At 64.1% G+C, this 16,088-nt stretch carries 27 protein-coding genes and 1 pseudogene; all 28 read right to left on the reverse strand.

All coding sequences use genetic code 11. From position 1 onward, the window contains the following. A partial coding sequence (locus KGM94_RS15195) for a DNA-directed RNA polymerase subunit alpha (protein WP_300260497.1) occupies positions 1–1,028 on the reverse strand: 1,028 nt, incomplete at its 3' end. A gap of 116 nt (positions 1,029–1,144) precedes the next feature. Beyond that, positions 1,145–1,534, reverse strand: a complete 390-nt coding sequence (gene rpsK, locus KGM94_RS15200) for a 30S ribosomal protein S11 (RefSeq protein WP_280970311.1) — start codon at positions 1,532–1,534, stop codon at positions 1,145–1,147. A gap of 129 nt (positions 1,535–1,663) precedes the next feature. After that, positions 1,664–2,032 carry a 30S ribosomal protein S13 gene (gene rpsM, locus KGM94_RS15205; RefSeq protein ID WP_300260506.1) on the reverse strand — a complete coding sequence of 123 codons (369 nt, stop codon included), beginning with the start codon at positions 2,030–2,032 and terminating at the stop codon, positions 1,664–1,666. 185 nt (positions 2,033–2,217) lie between these two features. Beyond that, on the reverse strand, positions 2,218–3,102 hold the full coding sequence (locus KGM94_RS15210) for an adenylate kinase (protein ID WP_300260510.1): 885 nt from the start codon (positions 3,100–3,102) through the stop codon (positions 2,218–2,220). Between the two features lie 83 nt (positions 3,103–3,185). Beyond that, positions 3,186–4,517, reverse strand: coding sequence for a preprotein translocase subunit SecY (secY, locus tag KGM94_RS15215; RefSeq protein WP_300260513.1), 1,332 nt, complete (start codon positions 4,515–4,517; stop codon positions 3,186–3,188). Positions 4,518–4,667: 150 nt separating this feature from the next. Continuing rightward, positions 4,668–5,153, reverse strand: a complete 486-nt coding sequence (gene rplO / locus KGM94_RS15220) for a 50S ribosomal protein L15 (RefSeq protein WP_300260516.1) — start codon at positions 5,151–5,153, stop codon at positions 4,668–4,670. Between the two features lie 75 nt (positions 5,154–5,228). Beyond that, positions 5,229–5,423: a 50S ribosomal protein L30 gene (gene rpmD / locus KGM94_RS15225; RefSeq protein WP_300260519.1), complete on the reverse strand. Its 195-nt coding sequence runs from the start codon at positions 5,421–5,423 to the stop codon at positions 5,229–5,231. A 24-nt stretch (positions 5,424–5,447) separates the two neighbouring features. Next, on the reverse strand, positions 5,448–6,041 hold the full coding sequence (gene rpsE / locus KGM94_RS15230) for a 30S ribosomal protein S5 (RefSeq protein WP_300260522.1): 594 nt from the start codon (positions 6,039–6,041) through the stop codon (positions 5,448–5,450). Positions 6,042–6,088: 47 nt separating this feature from the next. Next, positions 6,089–6,448, reverse strand: a complete 360-nt coding sequence (rplR, locus tag KGM94_RS15235; protein WP_300260525.1) for a 50S ribosomal protein L18 — start codon at positions 6,446–6,448, stop codon at positions 6,089–6,091. 11 nt (positions 6,449–6,459) lie between these two features. Then, positions 6,460–6,993, reverse strand: coding sequence for a 50S ribosomal protein L6 (gene rplF, locus KGM94_RS15240; RefSeq protein ID WP_300260529.1), 534 nt, complete (start codon positions 6,991–6,993; stop codon positions 6,460–6,462). Positions 6,994–7,007: 14 nt separating this feature from the next. Continuing rightward, a complete protein-coding gene (gene rpsH, locus KGM94_RS15245) occupies positions 7,008–7,406 on the reverse strand; it encodes a 30S ribosomal protein S8 (RefSeq protein ID WP_300260533.1) in 399 nt (132 codons plus the stop codon). 13 nt (positions 7,407–7,419) lie between these two features. After that, positions 7,420–7,725 (reverse strand): 30S ribosomal protein S14, encoded by a 306-nt coding sequence (gene rpsN, locus KGM94_RS15250; protein ID WP_300260536.1) that lies wholly within the window; start codon positions 7,723–7,725, stop codon positions 7,420–7,422. Positions 7,726–7,771: 46 nt separating this feature from the next. After that, positions 7,772–8,329: a 50S ribosomal protein L5 gene (gene rplE, locus KGM94_RS15255; protein WP_300260539.1), complete on the reverse strand. Its 558-nt coding sequence runs from the start codon at positions 8,327–8,329 to the stop codon at positions 7,772–7,774. Beyond that, positions 8,322–8,636: a 50S ribosomal protein L24 gene (gene rplX / locus KGM94_RS15260; RefSeq protein WP_300260542.1), complete on the reverse strand. Its 315-nt coding sequence runs from the start codon at positions 8,634–8,636 to the stop codon at positions 8,322–8,324. The genes rplE and rplX overlap by 8 nt, the downstream gene beginning before the upstream one ends. Next, a complete protein-coding gene (rplN, locus tag KGM94_RS15265) occupies positions 8,636–9,004 on the reverse strand; it encodes a 50S ribosomal protein L14 (RefSeq protein WP_072823614.1) in 369 nt (122 codons plus the stop codon). Before rplN ends, rplX begins: the two co-directional genes overlap by 1 nt. Positions 9,005–9,091: 87 nt before the next feature. Next, on the reverse strand, positions 9,092–9,340 hold the full coding sequence (gene rpsQ, locus KGM94_RS15270; RefSeq protein ID WP_300260546.1) for a 30S ribosomal protein S17: 249 nt from the start codon (positions 9,338–9,340) through the stop codon (positions 9,092–9,094). Between the two features lie 12 nt (positions 9,341–9,352). Further along, a complete protein-coding gene (gene rpmC / locus KGM94_RS15275) occupies positions 9,353–9,559 on the reverse strand; it encodes a 50S ribosomal protein L29 (protein ID WP_300260551.1) in 207 nt (68 codons plus the stop codon). A 5-nt stretch (positions 9,560–9,564) separates the two neighbouring features. Next, a complete protein-coding gene (gene rplP / locus KGM94_RS15280) occupies positions 9,565–9,978 on the reverse strand; it encodes a 50S ribosomal protein L16 (RefSeq protein WP_300260554.1) in 414 nt (137 codons plus the stop codon). A gap of 30 nt (positions 9,979–10,008) precedes the next feature. Next, a complete protein-coding gene (rpsC, locus tag KGM94_RS15285) occupies positions 10,009–10,716 on the reverse strand; it encodes a 30S ribosomal protein S3 (RefSeq protein WP_300260558.1) in 708 nt (235 codons plus the stop codon). 19 nt (positions 10,717–10,735) lie between these two features. Further along, complete coding sequence (rplV, locus tag KGM94_RS15290) at positions 10,736–11,116, reverse strand: 50S ribosomal protein L22 (RefSeq protein WP_300260561.1); 381 nt, start codon at positions 11,114–11,116, stop codon at positions 10,736–10,738. Positions 11,117–11,126: 10 nt separating this feature from the next. Then, entirely contained in the window at positions 11,127–11,405 is a 279-nt protein-coding gene (gene rpsS / locus KGM94_RS15295; RefSeq protein ID WP_247515602.1) for a 30S ribosomal protein S19, read from the reverse strand. A 12-nt stretch (positions 11,406–11,417) separates the two neighbouring features. Continuing rightward, on the reverse strand, positions 11,418–12,251 hold the full coding sequence (rplB, locus tag KGM94_RS15300) for a 50S ribosomal protein L2 (protein ID WP_300260570.1): 834 nt from the start codon (positions 12,249–12,251) through the stop codon (positions 11,418–11,420). Positions 12,252–12,263: 12 nt separating this feature from the next. Then, on the reverse strand, positions 12,264–12,566 hold the full coding sequence (locus KGM94_RS15305) for a 50S ribosomal protein L23 (protein WP_027535292.1): 303 nt from the start codon (positions 12,564–12,566) through the stop codon (positions 12,264–12,266). Continuing rightward, on the reverse strand, positions 12,563–13,183 hold the full coding sequence (gene rplD / locus KGM94_RS15310) for a 50S ribosomal protein L4 (protein ID WP_300260573.1): 621 nt from the start codon (positions 13,181–13,183) through the stop codon (positions 12,563–12,565). The genes KGM94_RS15305 and rplD overlap by 4 nt, the downstream gene beginning before the upstream one ends. Before the next feature lies 1 nt (position 13,184). Further along, the gene (gene rplC, locus KGM94_RS15315) at positions 13,185–13,901 is read right to left on the reverse strand and encodes a 50S ribosomal protein L3 (protein ID WP_300260576.1); all 717 of its coding nucleotides are present in this window, start codon (positions 13,899–13,901) and stop codon (positions 13,185–13,187) included. Positions 13,902–13,953: 52 nt separating this feature from the next. Further along, entirely contained in the window at positions 13,954–14,262 is a 309-nt protein-coding gene (gene rpsJ, locus KGM94_RS15320; RefSeq protein WP_002712302.1) for a 30S ribosomal protein S10, read from the reverse strand. An 84-nt stretch (positions 14,263–14,346) separates the two neighbouring features. After that, positions 14,347–15,537, reverse strand: a complete 1,191-nt coding sequence (tuf, locus tag KGM94_RS15325) for an elongation factor Tu (protein WP_300260579.1) — start codon at positions 15,535–15,537, stop codon at positions 14,347–14,349. A 40-nt stretch (positions 15,538–15,577) separates the two neighbouring features. Continuing rightward, positions 15,578–16,088, reverse strand: a pseudogene (fusA, locus tag KGM94_RS15330) (elongation factor G); the annotation flags it as partial.

Consider the following 16,088-nt stretch of genomic DNA (forward strand, 5'->3'; position numbering starts at 1 on the left):
TAGTGATCCTCGAAGCGCTTGGCGAGCTCGTCGATGTTCTCCGGCGGCCAGCCCGGCACTTCCATGCCGAGGTGCAGACCCATCTGGGCCAGCACTTCCTTGATCTCGTTCAGCGACTTGCGGCCAAAGTTCGGAGTGCGGAGCATTTCCGCCTCGCTCTTCTGCACGAGGTCGCCGATGTAGACGATGTTGTCGTTCTTCAGGCAGTTGGCCGAACGCACCGACAGCTCGAGCTCGTCCACCTTCTTGAGGAAGGCCGGGTTGAAGGCGAGATCCGGGATGATCTCCTGCGCGACTTCCTTGCGCGGCTCCTCGAAGTTGACGAACACGTTGAGCTGATCCTGCAGGATGCGCGCAGCATAGGCCACCGAGTCATCCGGCGTGATGGCGCCGTTGGTCTCGATCGTCATGGTCAGCTTGTCGTAGTCGAGGATCTGGCCCTCGCGGGTGTTCTCGACCTTGTAGGAGACCTTGCGCACCGGCGAGTACAGGCTGTCGACCGGGATCAAGCCGATCGGCGCGTCCTCGGGACGGTTGCGCTCGGCGGGCACGTAGCCCTTGCCGGTGGCGACCGTGAACTCCATGCGGATCTCGGCGCCCTCGTCCAGCGTGCATATCTGCAGCTCCGGATTGAGCACGACGACGTCGCCGACGGTCTGGATGTCGCCGGCGGTAACCGCGCCCGGTCCGCTCTTCTTCACGACCATGCGCTTGGGGCCTTCGCCCTGCATCTTGATCGAGATGTCCTTGATGTTCAGCACGATGTCGGTGACGTCCTCACGGACGCCCGCGATCGAGGAGAACTCGTGCAGCACGCCGTCGATGTGCACCGACTGTACGGCGGCGCCCTGCAGCGAGGACAGCAGGATGCGGCGCAGCGCGTTGCCCAGCGTCTGGCCGAAGCCGCGCTCGAGCGGCTCGGCGACGATGGTCGCGAAGCGGGCCGAATCGGAGCCCGGGGTTACCTGGAGCTTGTTCGGCCGAATCAGTTCTTGCCAATTTTTCTGGATCGTCACTGTTTCACCCATACAGGCCAGTCGATTTGCCACTTCAAATACTGGCGTTGGAGAAGGCCGCAGATCGTGGTCGCGGCTTCGCAAAAGTCATCGCGGACGACGAAGACACCCGCGACTTGGACTTGAACTCAAACGCGCCGGCGCTTGCGCGGGCGGCAGCCATTGTGCGGGATCGTGGTCACGTCGCGGATCGAGGTGACGGTGAAGCCCGCCGCCTGCAGCGCGCGGAGCGCGGACTCGCGGCCCGAACCGGGTCCGGCGACTTCGACTTCCAGCGTCCGCATGCCGTGCTCCTGCGCCTTCTTGGCGACGTCCTCGGCCGCGACCTGCGCTGCATACGGGGTCGACTTGCGCGATCCCTTGAAGCCCATGGTGCCCGCCGACGACCAGGCGATCGTGTTGCCCTGCGCGTCGGTGATGGTGATGGTCGTGTTGTTGAACGACGAGTTCACGTGCGCGACGCCGGAGGCGATGTTCTTGCGCTCACGACGACGAACGCGGGTGGCTTCCTTGCCCATTGATGACCTTTCCTGTGATCTCAAACGCCGCCGTAATGCCAGCGGCTACACCTGTGAAGGCGAATGGTGAGTGGCGAATGGCGAGTAGAGGCCTGCCCTACTCGCCATTTGCCATTCGCAATTCGCCAATTACTTCTTCTTGCCGGCAATCGCCTTGGCCGGGCCCTTGCGCGTTCGCGCGTTGGTGTGGGTGCGCTGACCGCGCACCGGCAGGCCGCGGCGATGGCGCAGGCCGCGATAGCAGCCGAGGTCCATCAGACGCTTGATGTTGATGCCGGTCTCGCGACGCAGATCGCCCTCGACGAGATAGTCGCGGTCGATCACTTCGCGGATCTGCAGGACTTCCTGGTCGGTCAGCTGGCTGACGCGGCGCTCCTGCGGAATCTTCACCTTCTCCATGATCTCGGCGGCGATCTTCGGGCCGATGCCGTGGATGTACTGCAGCGCGACCAGCACGCGCTTGTTGGTGGGAATGTTTACGCCGGCAATACGGGCCACGGCCATCTCTCCTGTTGCCGATCCAGGTCAGGACCGGACTTTAAGTTCTTGCTTTCTCGGGCAGGTGTTCACAAACGCGAACACGACGCCCTCCCCTGGTCGTCCTGGGGCCCGGCATCGTCTGAAACTATCCGACTTGGATGCCGGGCTTATTAAGGGATTCCATGGGGTTTCGTCAACCGCTGCTAGCGCTTAGCTCGCTTTTTCGTGACCTTTTTCGCAGCCTTCTTCCCAACCTTCTTGACACTCTTTTTCGGAGCCTTCCGGGCGGCCTTCCTGACCGATTTCTTCACGACCTTCTTGGCGGCCTTCTTACCCCTCTTCTTGGGGGTCTTGGACGCCTTCCTGGCGGCCTTGCGAGCCGATTTGGTGACCTTTTTGGCCGATTTGGTTGTCTTCTTCGCGGTTTTAGCCGGCTTCTTGGCAGCCGTTCTCGCTAGGGCGGCCTTGCGGGCCGGCTTCCGGGCTGCCTTGGGCTCGGCGGAGCCGACCGCCGCCAATATCCGCTGGATTTCCGCGGTGACCTCCTCGATGGCCATCATGCCATCGACCGTCAGCAGCTTGCGGCGCTCCGAATAGTACTCGATCAGGGGCTCGGTCTGGGCGCGGTAGCTCGCCAGGCGCTTGGTCAGCACCTCGGCCGTGTCATCGGCCCGCACTTCCTCGCCACGCGCCCGGGTTTCGGCCGCCCTGGTCTCGACCCGCTGCACCAGCGCGCTCTCGTTGACGCGGAGTTCGACCACCGCATCGAGCTCGAGCCGCTTCTGCTTCAGGAGTTTGTCCAGCGCCTCGGCCTGCGGCACGGTGCGCGGGAAGCCGTCCAGGATGAAGCCGTTATGGGCGTCGGGCTGGTCGATCCGGTCGGAAATGATGCCGATCACGATTTCGTCGGGCACGAGACCGCCGGCCGCCATGATGTCCTTGGCCCTGAGTCCGATCTCGGTGCCGGCCGCAACCGCTGCACGCAGCATGTCGCCGGTCGAGAGCTGGACGATGCCGTAGCGCTGCACCAGCCGCTGCGCCTGGGTTCCCTTGCCCGACCCGGGCGGTCCAAGAAGAATCAGTCTCATATGTATTCGCCCCCCGGCGCTCGGTGAACGATTTCGCGCACACCTTTGGGTTGTTGTTCGCTGCCCGGCGCACCGCCGTTGGTCTAGCGGCGACGTCCCCGCAGCTTCGACTTCCTGATCAGCCCCTCATACTGATGGGCGAGCAGATAACCCTGAACCTGCGCCACCGTGTCCATGGTGACACTGACCACGATCAAGAGCGACGTACCACCAAAGTAGAAGGGCACCGAAGCGTAGGAAATCAGGATTTCCGGAATCAGGCAGACGATCGCAAGATAGATCGCGCCGACCACCGTGATCCGCGACAGCACGTAGTCGATGTATTCCGCCGTGCGCTCGCCGGGACGGATGCCCGGAATGAAGCCGCCATGCTTCTTCAGGTTATCGGCGGTCTCGGTCGGGTTGAACACGATCGCCGTGTAGAAGAACGCGAAGAACACGATCATCGCGAGATACAGCAACAGGAACAGCGGGCGGCCGTGGCTGAGCTGGGTCGTGAGCCACTGGAACCACTCCGGTCCCTTGCCGGCGTAGAAATTCGCAACAGTGGTCGGCATCAAGAGCAGCGAGGACGCGAAGATCGGCGGGATCACGCCCGAGGTGTTGAGCTTCAGCGGCAGATGCGAGGACTGGCCCTCGAACATCTTGTTGCCGACCTGGCGCTTCGGATACTGGATCAGGAGACGCCGCTGCGCGCGTTCCATGAACACGATGAACGCGATCACGGCGACCGCCATCACGATCACGACCAGGATCAGCCCGGTCGACATCGCGCCCTGACGTCCCAGTTCCAGCATGTTGGCGAGCGCCGAAGGCAACTCGGCGACGATGCCGGCGAGGATGATCAGCGAGATGCCGTTGCCGATGCCGCGCGAGGTGACCTGCTCGCCCAGCCACATCAGGAACATGGTGCCGCCGGTCAGCGTGACGGTGGTGGAGAGGCGGAAGAACAGGCCGGGGTCGCTGACGACGTTGCCGGCGCCTTCGAGGCCGACCGCGATGCCATAGGACTGGAACGCCGCCAGGATCACGGTGAGATAGCGGGTGTACTGGTTCAGCGTCTTGCGGCCCGCCTCGCCTTCCTTCTTCAGGGCCTCGAGCTGCGGCGAAACGGTCGTGAGCAGCTGAATGATGATCGAGGCCGAGATGTACGGCATGATGTTCAGCGCGAAGATCGCCATGCGGTGAATGCCGCCGCCGGCGAACATGTTGAACATGCCGAGGATGCCGCCCGCCTGCGAGCGGAACACCTGCTCCCAGATGTTGGGATCGATGCCGGGCAGCGGGATGTAGGTGCCGAGCCGGTAGACGAGCAGCGCACCCAGGGTGAACCAGATGCGCTTCTTCAGTTCGTCGGCCTTGGCGAGCGCGCCGAAATTGAGATTGGCTGCCAGTTGTTCCGCTGCTGAGACCATGTTGGGCTTTCTCCCGCCGCCTGCTGCGCCGTCACGCCCCGCTTCGGCCAGGGCATTCGGCAGACGCCGGACATTATCTGGTGCTCGGCTTCGATAAGTCCACGTCAGGTCTGCGTCATCTCCCGCCGGCGGCGGGAGATGACGCAGATGTTACGCCGCCTCGCCTTCTTCCTTGGCGGGCGCCAGGATCTTCACCGAACCGCCGGCCTTCTCGACCGCCGCGACCGCGGACTTCGAGGCACCGTGCACCTCGATGTTGAGCTTGGCCTTGAGCTCGCCACGGCCGAGCAGGCGCACGCCGGCCTTGGAGCGGCGCAGCACGCCCGCCTTCACCAGCGCCTCCGCGTTCACGACGCTGCCGGCGTCCAGCTTCTTGGCGTCGACCGCGTCCTGCAGCCGGTCGAGGTTGATCTCGGCGAATTCGACCCGGAAGATGTTGTTGAAGCCGCGCTTGGGCAGGCGGCGATGCATCGGCATCTGGCCGCCCTCGAAACCCTTGATGCGCACGCCCGAGCGCGCGGTCTGGCCCTTGCCGCCGCGGCCGGACTGCTTGCCCTTGCCGGAACCGATGCCACGGCCGACGCGCATGCGCTTCTTGCGCGAACCAGGATTGTCGGCGATCTCGGTGAGCTTCATCGCCCTTCTCCTTATGTCTTGCGCATGATCTGGCCCGAAAACCGGTAGCCACTTTTCGGGATCATGCGCCGTGTCTTACTTCTCGCCGACGACGCGGACGAGATGGTGAACCTTCTCGATCATGCCGCGGACCGCCGGGGTGTCCGGCAGTTCGGCGACGCGGCCGATCTTGTTGAGCTTGAGCCCGATCAGGGTCGACCGCTGCGAATGATGGCGGCGGATCGGGCTGCCTGTCTGCTCGATCTTGATCGTCTTTGCGGCCTTGGCCATCGTCTTGACTCCGAAAAGCTTCCGTTAGTCGGCTGCCGCCTCGGCATCGCCGCCGACGCGGCGGGCCTGCAGGGTGGACACCTTGATGTTGCGGCGTGCCGCGACCGAGCGCGGTGAATCCTGGTGCTTCAGCGCGTCGAAGGTCGCGCGCACCATGTTGTACGGGTTGGACGAGCCGATCGACTTCGCCACCACGTCCTGCACGCCGAGCGTCTCGAACACCGCGCGCATCGGACCGCCGGCGATGATGCCGGTACCGGCCGGGGCAGCGCGCAGGTAGACGCGGCCGGCACCATGGCGGCCGGCGATGTCGTGATGCAGCGTGCGGCCCTCGCGCAGCGACACGCGGGTCAGATTGCGCTTGGCGGATTCGGTGGCCTTGCGGATAGCCTCCGGAACCTCGCGCGCCTTGCCGTGACCGAACCCTGCGCGGCCCTTCTGGTCGCCGATCACGACCAGCGCCGCGAAGCCGAAGCGCTTGCCGCCCTTGACGACCTTGGCGACGCGATTGATGTGGACGAGCTTGTCCACGAACTCGCTGTCGCGCTCCTCGCGATCCCTGCGCTCACGTCCGCCGCGTTGATCGCGTCCACCACGTTGTTCGCGTTCAGCTGCCATGGTTTTTCCAATCCTTCTGAGGCTTACGCCTCAATCCTCAAATTCCGTTAGAAGCTCAGCCCGCTCTCACGCGCTGCGTCGGCAAGAGCCTTGACGCGCCCGTGATAGAGATAGCTGCCGCGATCGAACACGACTTCCTTGATACCCTTCTGCGCGGCGCGCTCGGCCAGCAGCTTGCCGACCGCCTTCGCCGCATCGATGTCGGCGCCGGTCTTGCCGCCGTCGCGCATCGCCTTCTCCAGCGAGGAGGCCGACGCCAGCGTCTCGCCCTTCAGATCGTCGATGACCTGGGCATAGATGTGCTTGGACGAGCGGAACACCGACAGGCGGGGACGGCCGCCGCCGGAACGGCGCAGCGCGTTCCTCACGCGTTGCTTGCGCCGGGCATTCGTGACCTTGAGTGACATGACCGGCTCCGTTACTTCTTCTTGCCTTCCTTGCGGAAGATGAATTCGTCGACATACTTCACACCCTTGCCCTTGTAGGGCTCCGGCGGACGATAGGCGCGGATCTCGGCGGCGACCTGGCCAACGCGCTGGATGTCGCTGCCCGTGATCGTGATCTCGGTCGGCTTCGGCACGGCGATCGTGATGCCTTCCGGGATCGGATAGACCACGTCGTGGCTGTAGCCGAGCGCGAGCTGCAGGTTCTTGCCCTGCATCGCGGCGCGGTAGCCGACGCCGGTGATCTCGAGCTTCTTCTCGAAGCCCTTGGTGACGCCCTCGACGAGGTTGGCGACCTGCGCCCGCGCGGTGCCGTACAGCGCCCGCGCGCGGTTGGTCTCGACCCGTGGCTTGACCTTGACCTGGCCGTTCTCGAGCTTCACCTCGACGTCGCTATGCACCACGAACTGAAGCTGGCCCTTCGGCCCCTTCATCTTGACGGTCTGCCCGTCGACGGCTGCGGTGACGCCCGACGGCACGGTTACAGGCTTTTTGCCAACACGTGACATGGCTCAAATCCTTCTCAGAACACCGTGAAGAGGACTTCGCCGCCCACATTCGCGTCGCGCGCGTCGTGGTCGGCCATGATCCCCTTCGGGGTCGACAATACCGAAATGCCGAGCCCGTTGTTGACCCGCGGCAGATTCTTCACCGAGGCGTAGACACGCCGTCCGGGCTTGGAGACCCGCTCGATCTCGCGGATGACGGGCTCGCCGTCGAAATACTTCAGCTCGATCTCGATCTCGCTGCGACCCGACGGATGCTCGAGCGTGGCGTAACCGCGGATGTAGCCTTCCGACTTCAGCACCTCGAGCACGTTCTGGCGCATCTTCGAGCCGGGCGTGGAGACCTTGCTCTTGGAGCGCATCTGCGCGTTGCGGATGCGGGTGATCAGATCGCTGATTGGATCGTGCGTGGACATCTAACGACCCTCCTTACCAGCTGGACTTCACGAGACCGGGCACCATGCCCTTGGAGCCGAGCTCGCGCAGCGCGATGCGGGACAGCTTGTTCTTGCGGTAGTTCGAGCGCGGACGGCCCGACAGCTCGCAGCGATTGCGGATGCGGGTCGCGGACGAATTGCGCGGCATCTCGGCAAGCTTCAGCGTCGCTGCGAAGCGCTCCTCCATCGGACGCTTCTTGTCGGCGATGATCTCCTTCAACCGCTCGCGCTTGGCGGCGGCGTTCTTCACCATCCGCTTGCGCCGGTTGTTCTTCTCGATTGAACTCTTCTTTGCCATGCGTGGCTCCTGGGTCTCCGCGTTTGAGTGGCTGTCTAAAAGCCGCTCACTGCCGGAACGGGAAATTGAAAGCGGTCAACAAGGCCCTCGCCTCTTCGTCGGTCTTGGCCGTGGTGCAGACGGTGATGTCCATGCCGCGGGCCTCGGAGACCTTGTCGAAGTCGATCTCGGGGAAAATGATGTGCTCCTTGATGCCGAGCGAGTAGTTGCCGCGGCCGTCGAAGCTCTTCGGGTTCAGCCCGCGGAAGTCGCGCACGCGCGGCAGGGCGACGTTCACCAGACGGTCGATGAACTCGTACATGCGGGCCTTGCGCAGCGTGACCTTGCAGCCGATCGGCTGGTTCTCACGCAGCTTGAAGGTCGCGATCGCGATGCGCGAGTAGGTCACGATCGCCTTCTGGCCGGCGATCTGGGTCAGCTCGGCCGCCGCCGTCTCCGCCTTCTTGCGGTCATTGACGGAATCGCCGACGCCCATGTTGAGCACGACCTTGTCCAGCCGCGGCACCTGCATGACGTTCTCATAACCGAACTTCTCGGTCATCAGCCCGCGGATCTTCTTGTCGTATTCCGCGCGCAGGCGCGGCACGTAAGCCGTATCAGCCATCGATCTCAGCTCCCGAGCTCTTGGCAATGCGGACCTTCTTGCCGTCCGCGTGAATCTTGAATCCGATGCGCGTCGGCTTTCCGTCCTTGCCGAGATACGCGATGTTGGACAGTTGGACCGGCGCCTCCTTGGAGATGATGCCGCCCTCCTGGTTCTGGGTCTGCTTCTGGTGGCGCTTCACCAGGTTGATGCCGCGCACCAGCGCCGTGCCGGCGTCCGGGCGCACCTCGAACACCTCGCCGGTGCGACCCTTGTCGCGACCGGTCAGCACGATGACCTTGTCGCCCTTGCGGATCTTCGCAGCCATCACAGCACCTCCGGCGCGAGCGAAATGATCTTCATGTGGTTCTTGGCGCGCAGCTCGCGCGGCACGGGCCCGAAGATGCGGGTGCCGACCGGCTCGGCCTGGTTGTTGATCAGGACGGCGGCGTTGCGGTCGAAACGGATGACCGAGCCGTCGGGACGGCGGATGTCCTTGCGGACCCGCACCACCACGGCCTTCATCACGTCGCCCTTCTTCACCTTGCCGCGCGGAATGGCTTCCTTGATCGACACGACGATGATGTCGCCCACGGTGGCGTAACGGCGCTTGGAGCCTCCAAGCACCTTGATACACATGACACGGCGTGCGCCGGAATTATCGGCCACGTCGAGGTTGGTCTGCATCTGAATCATTGATGCACCTCGTCCTCTTTCTCTTCCCGCGCAGGCTCGCTGCGCTCAACGTTTCCCTGAAGTCAGTCGGCTCGAGCAGCCGGCAGCTCAGGCGCTTTTCTTGTGCTCGCCCCGGATCACGACCCAGCGCTTCAACTTCGAAATCGGCTTCGATTCCTCGATCCACACCACGTCGCCCGGCTTGAACTCGTTCTTCTCGTCGTGCGCGTGATAGTTCTTCGAACGGCGGATCGTCTTCTTGTAGATCGGGTGGGTGAAGCGGCGATCGACGCGCACCACGATGGTCTTGGCTTGCTTGTCGCTGACGACCACGCCCTGCAGGGTCCGTTTCGGCATTGTCCTAGCCTCTTACTTCTTCTTCGCGCGCTTCTGCGCGGCGACGGTCTTGATGCGGGCGATGTCGCGGCGAGCCTCGCGCAGGCGCGAGGTGTTCTCGAGCTGCCCGGTGGCGCGCTGAAAGCGCAGGTTGAAGCGCTCCTTCTTCAGGTTGAGGACCGCATCGTCCATCTGGTCGGGGCTCATCGCGCGGATGTCTTCGATTTTCATCTGGGCCATGGCCGTTACTCCGCAATGCGCTCGACGAAGCGCGTCTTGATCGGCAGCTTGGCGGCCGCCAGCGACAGCGCCTCGCGAGCGGTCTGGTTGTTGACGCCGTCGATCTCGAACAGCACCCGGCCCGGCTTGACGCGAACGACCCACAGTTCCGGCGCGCCCTTGCCCGAGCCCATGCGGACTTCGGCGGGCTTCTTCGACACCGGAACGTCCGGGAACACGCGGATCCAGACGCGGCCGGCGCGCTTCATGTGGCGGGTCAGCGCGCGGCGGGCGGCTTCGATCTGGCGCGCGGTGACGCGATCCGGCTCGGTCGCCTTCAGGCCGAACTGGCCGAACGCCAACGTCGCGCCCGAAGTCGCAACGCCGTGGATGCGGCCCTTATGCGCCTTCCGGAACTTCGTTTTCTTAGGTTGCATCATGGCTTCAAGCCCTCAAATTCCTGTGCTGGCTCAGGCGGCGTCGCGGCGCGGCCGGCTGCTGCCGCCACTCTCGCCTTCCGCCATCCGCTTGTCCTGGGCCATCGGGTCGTGCTCGAGGATCTCGCCCTTGAAGATCCAGACCTTGACGCCGCAGGTGCCGAAGGTCGTGAACGCGGTCGCGACGCCGTAATCGATGTCGGCGCGGAGCGTGTGCAGCGGCACGCGGCCTTCGCGGTACCACTCCATGCGGGCGATTTCAGCGCCGCCGAGGCGGCCCGAGCAGTTGATGCGGATGCCTTCGGCGCCCAGGCGCATCGCCGACTGCACCGCGCGCTTCATGGCGCGGCGGAACGCGACGCGACGCTCGAGCTGCTGCGCGATCGATTCGGCGACCAGGGTCGCATCGAGCTCGGGCTTGCGGATCTCGACGATGTTGATGACGACGTCGGACGAGGTGATGTCGGCGACCTTCTTGCGCAGCTTGTCGATGTCGGCGCCCTTCTTGCCGATCACCACGCCCGGACGGGCCGAGTGGATGGTGACGCGGCACTTCTTGTGCGGACGCTCGATCACGATGCGCGCGACGGCCGCCTGCTTGAGCTCCTTGTGCAGGATCTCGCGGATCTTGACGTCCTCGTGCAACAGCTTGCCGTACTCGGCCTTGCCCGCGAACCAGCGGGAATCCCAGGTCCGGTTGATACCGAGACGCAGCCCGATCGGATTGATCTTCTGACCCATCGTTTTCTCCTGGCGTCCCTTAGGCGCTCGCCTCGACCTGACGAACAATGATCGTCAGCTGCGAAAATGGTTTGAACACGCGTCCGGAACGGCCACGGCCGCGCGGCGCAAAACGCTTCATGACGAGGCCGTTGCCGACGAAAGCCTGCGCCACGACGAGATCGTCGACGTCCAGGTCATGGTTGTTCTCGGCGTTGGCGATGGCCGATTCCAGGCACTTCTTGACGTCGACCGCGATCCGCTTGCGCGAGAACTGCAGGTCGGCGAGCGCGGCGGACGCCTTCCGGCCGCGAATGAGCTGGGCGACCAGGTTGAGCTTCTGCGGGCTCACCCGCAGCATCCGGGCGACCGCCTTGGCCTCGTTATCGGCGAGGCTCCGTTCGCGCTTAGGTTTGCTCATAGCTTAATCCTCAAGCCTTCTTGGCTTTCTTGTCGCCCGAGTGGCCGTGGAAGGTCCGGGTCGGCGAGAACTCGCCGAACTTGTGACCGACCATTTCCTCGTTGATCGACACCGGTACGTGCTTCTGACCGTTGTAGACGCCGAAGGTCAGGCCGACGAACTGCGGCAGGATGGTCGAGCGGCGGCTCCAGATCTTGATGACGTCGTGACGGCCGGACGCACGCGCCGCATCTGCCTTCTTGAGCAGCGACGCTTCGACGAACGGGCCTTTCCAGACTGAACGAACCATGTCCGGCGTTCCTTACTTCTTCCGCTTGTGGCGGCTTAGGAGAATGAATTTGTCGGTCGACTTGTTGGTGCGGGTCTTCTTGCCCTTGGTCGGCTTGCCCCACGGGGTGACCGGGTGGCGGCCGCCCGAGGTGCGGCCCTCACCGCCGCCGTGCGGATGGTCGATTGGGTTCATCGCGACGCCGCGGTTGTGCGGCCGGCGGCCCAACCAGCGCTTGCGGCCGGCCTTGCCGATCGAGATGTTCATGTGGTCCGGGTTCGACACCGCGCCGATGGTGCCGCGGCAACGGCCGTGCACCAGGCGCTGCTCGCCCGAGTTCAGGCGGATGATCACGTAGTCCTGGTCGCGACCGACGAGCTGGGCGTAGGTGCCAGCGGAGCGCGCGAGCTGGCCGCCCTTGCCGATCTTGGTCTCGATGTTGTGGATGATGGTGCCGACCGGCATGTTGCCGAGCGGCATGACGTTGCCCGGCTTCACGTCGACATAGTTGCCGGCGACGATGGTGTCGCCCACGGCCAGACGCTGCGGCGCCAGGACATAGGCCTGCTCGCCGTCCTGGTACGTCACCAGCGCGATGAAAGCAGTGCGGTTCGGATCGTATTCCAGCCGCTCGACGGTCGCGGGAACGTCGATCTTCTCGCGCTTGAAGTCGACGGTCCGCAGCGTCTTCTTGTGACCGCCACCACGAAAACGCACGGTGATGCGACCGGTATTGTTGCGGCCGCCCGAGGACTTCTTGCCCTCGGTGAGTGCCTTGACCGGCTTGCCCTTGTAGAGCGCCGAACGATCGACCATGACCAGCTGGCGCTGGCCCGGTGTCGTGGGATTGAATTTCTTCAGTGCCATCGTCGTACGACCTTACAGACCGGTGGTGACGTCGATCCGGTGGCCCTCTTCGAGGGTCACGATCGCGCGCTTGGTGTTGGACTGCGAACCGAGATTGCCGCGGAAGACCTTGGTCTTGCCCTTGCGGACCAGCGTGTTGACGCTCTTGACCTTGACGTCGAACAGCTTCTCGATCGCTTCCTTGATCTGCGGCTTGGTCGCTTTCGCGGCCACCTTGAACAGGACCTTGTTGTGCTCGGAGGCGAGCGTGGCCTTTTCGGTCACGACCGGCGCAACGATCACGTCGTAGTGGCGAGCCTCGATGTTCTTCGTCATTTGAAGCGCGCCTCCAGCGCATCGATGGCGGCCTTGGTCAGAACGAGCTTCTGACGGCGCAGGATGTCATAGACGTTGATGCCCTGGATCGGCAGCACGTCCATGTTCGGGATGTTGCGGGCGGCAGCGGCGAAACCGCCGTTGAGCTCGGCGCCGTCGATGATCAGCGCGTTGGTGAGCCCGAGGCCCGCGAAATGACCGAGCAGCGCCTTGGTCTTGGCGGCTTCCAGCGCGGCCTTCTCCAGCACGACGAGGTTGCCGTCCTTGGCCTTGGCCGACAGCGCATGCTTCAGCGCCAGCGCACGAACCTTCTTCGGCAGGTCGGTGGCGTGCGAACGCACCACCGGGCCGAAGGCACGGCCGCCGCCGCGGAACTGCGGCACGCGGGCCGAGCCGTGACGGGCACCGCCAGTACCCTTCTGCTTGTACATCTTCTTGCCGGTGCGCCAGATCTCGGCGCGGCCCTTGGCCTTGTGAGTGCCGGCCTGGCGCTTGTTGAGCTGCCACTGCACGCAGCGCGCGATGATGTCCTCGCGCGGCTCGAGGCCGAAAATGGCGTCGGAGAGCTGGACGGAGCCGGCTTCCTTGCCCTCGAGAGTCGTGACCTTCAATTCCATCTCACGCACCCTCCTGCTGGGCCGAAGCCTCCGCTTCGCCGCCGGCAACCCTGAACTTGCCGGGCTTCGGAGCTTCCTTCGGCAGCGGCTTCTTGACGGCGTCGCGCACCCTGATCCAACCGCCCTTGGAGCCGGGAACGGCGCCCTCGACGAGGATCAGGCCGCGCTCGACGTCGGTCTGCACGACGCGAAGGTTGAGCGTGGTGATGCGGTCGACGCCCATGTGGCCGGGCATCTTCTTGTTCTTCCAGGTCTTGCCGGGGTCCTGACGGCCGCCGGTCGAACCGATCGAGCGGTGCGAGACCGACACACCGTGGGTGGCGCGCAGACCGCCGAAGTTCCAGCGCTTCATGCCGCCCGCAAAGCCCTTGCCGACCGAAGTGCCGGTGACGTCGACGAACTGGCCGACGACGAAGTGGTCAGCCTGGATCTCGGCGCCGACGGGGATCAACCCGTCCTCGGAGACGCGGAATTCCTCGACGTTGCGCTTCGGCTCGATCTTGGCGACGGCGAACTGGCCGCGCTCGGCCTTGGGCATGTACACGGTCTTGCGACTGCCGGCACCGAGCTGCAGCGCGACGTAACCGTTCTTCTCTTTCGTGCGGTGGCCTACCACCTGGCAATTGCCGAGCTTCAGCACGGTCACGGGGATATGTTCGCCGGCCTCCGTGAAGACCCGCGTCATCCCGACCTTTTGTGCGATCACTCCGGAGCGCATCGGCGTGCTTCCTGTTCTTTCTGTCCGCTTGTCGCGAACGGGATCCAAAATCTCAGAGCTTGATCTCGACGTCGACACCGGCGGCGAGATCGAGCTTCATCAAAGCGTCGACGGTCTGCGGGGTCGGATCGACGATGTCGAGGAGGCGCTTGTGAGTGCGCATCTCGAACTGTTCGCGGCTCTTCTTGTCGACGTGGGGCGAACGGTTGACGGTGAACTTCTCGATCCGGGTCGGCAGCGGAATGGGTCCGCGAACCTGCGCGCCGGTCCGTTTCGCCGTGTTCACGATCTCGCGCGTCGACGTATCGAGGATACGATGGTCGAACGCCTTGAGACGGATACGAATGTTTTGGCCGTTCATTGCCGTGCTTTCCTTGAGTAGAGTGGCGAGTAGCGAGTAGCGAATATGTCTCTATTCGCCACTCACCATTCCCTATTCGCTTCGTTACTCGAGGATCGAGGCGACGACGCCGGCGCCCACGGTGCGGCCGCCCTCGCGGATCGCGAAACGGAGCTTCTCCTCCATCGCGATCGGCACGATCAGGTGCACTTCCATCGCGATGTTGTCGCCCGGCATCACCATCTCGGTGCCTTCCGGCAGGTGCACGACACCGGTCACGTCGGTGGTGCGGAAGTAGAACTGCGGACGGTAGTTGGTGAAGAACGGGGTGTGGCGGCCGCCCTCTTCCTTGGTGAGGATGTAGGCCTCGGCCTTGAACTTGGTGTGCGGCTTGACCGAACCCGGCTTGCACAGCACCTGGCCGCGCTCGACTTCCTCGCGCTTGGTGCCGCGGAGCAGCGCGCCGATGTTGTCGCCGGCCTGGCCCTGGTCGAGCAGCTTGCGGAACATCTCGACGCCGGTGACGGTGGTCTTCTGCGTCGCACGCAGGCCGACGATCTCGATTTCGTCGCCGACCTTGACGATGCCGCGCTCGACACGGCCGGTCACCACGGTGCCGCGGCCCGAGATCGAGAACACGTCTTCAACCGGCATCAGGAACGGCTGGTCGATCGGACGCTCCGGCTGCGGGATGTACTCGTCGACGTTGCGCATCAGCTCGAGGATGGCGTCGTGGCCGAGCTTCTTGTCGGAGTCTTCGAGGGCGGCGAGCGCCGAACCCTTGATGATCGGGATCTTGTCGCCGGGGAAGTCGTACTTCGAGAGCAGCTCGCGGACTTCGAGCTCGACGAGCTCGAGCAGCTCCGGATCGTCGACCATGTCGCACTTGTTGAGAAACACGACGAGCGCGGGCACGCCGACCTGGCGGGCGAGCAGGATGTGCTCGCGGGTCTGCGGCATCGGGCCGTCAGCGGCGGAGACGACCAGGATCGCACCGTCCATCTGGGCGGCGCCGGTGATCATGTTCTTGACGTAGTCGGCGTGGCCGGGGCAGTCGACGTGCGCGTAGTGACGCTTCGAGGTCTCGTACTCGACGTGCGCGGTCGAGATCGTGATGCCGCGCGCCTTCTCTTCCGGCGCCTTGTCGATCTGGTCGTACGCCGTGAACGTCGCACCGCCGGTCTCGGCGAGGATCTTGGTGATCGCCGCGGTCAGCGACGTCTTGCCATGGTCGACGTGACCGATGGTGCCGATGTTGCAGTGCGGTTTGTTACGTTCAAACTTTGCTTTGGCCATTTGACTCTCCGTTCAATCGTCAGCTTGAGACCGACGATAATCAGGCAAACTTCTTCTGGACTTCCGCCGACACGTTCGCCGGCGCTTCTGCGTAGTGGTCGAACTGCATGGTGAAGGTTGCGCGCCCCTGGCTCATCGAGCGCAGGTTATTCACGTAACCGAACATGTTCATGAGCGGCACCATCGCGTTGATGACGTTGGCGTTGCCGCGCATGTCCTGGCCCTGGATCTGGCCGCGCCGGGAATTCAGGTCGCCGATGACCGAACCGGTATAGTCTTCCGGGGTCACCACTTCGACCTTCATGATCGGCTCGAGCAGAACGGACTTGCCCTTCTGCAGCGCTTCGCGGAACGCCGCGCGCGATGCAATTTCGAAGGCCAGCGCCGACGAGTCGACGTCATGGTACTTGCCGTCGACCAGCTGGACCTTGACGTCCACCACCGGGAAGCCGGCAACCACACCCGAGCCCATCACGCTGTTGAGACCCTTTTCGACGCCGGGGATGTATTCCTTCGGCACCGCGCCGCCGACGATCTTCGATTCGAACTCG

It is taken from the genome of Bradyrhizobium sp. (assembly GCF_028868675.1).
Taxonomy (GTDB): Bacteria; Pseudomonadota; Alphaproteobacteria; order Rhizobiales; family Xanthobacteraceae; genus Bradyrhizobium.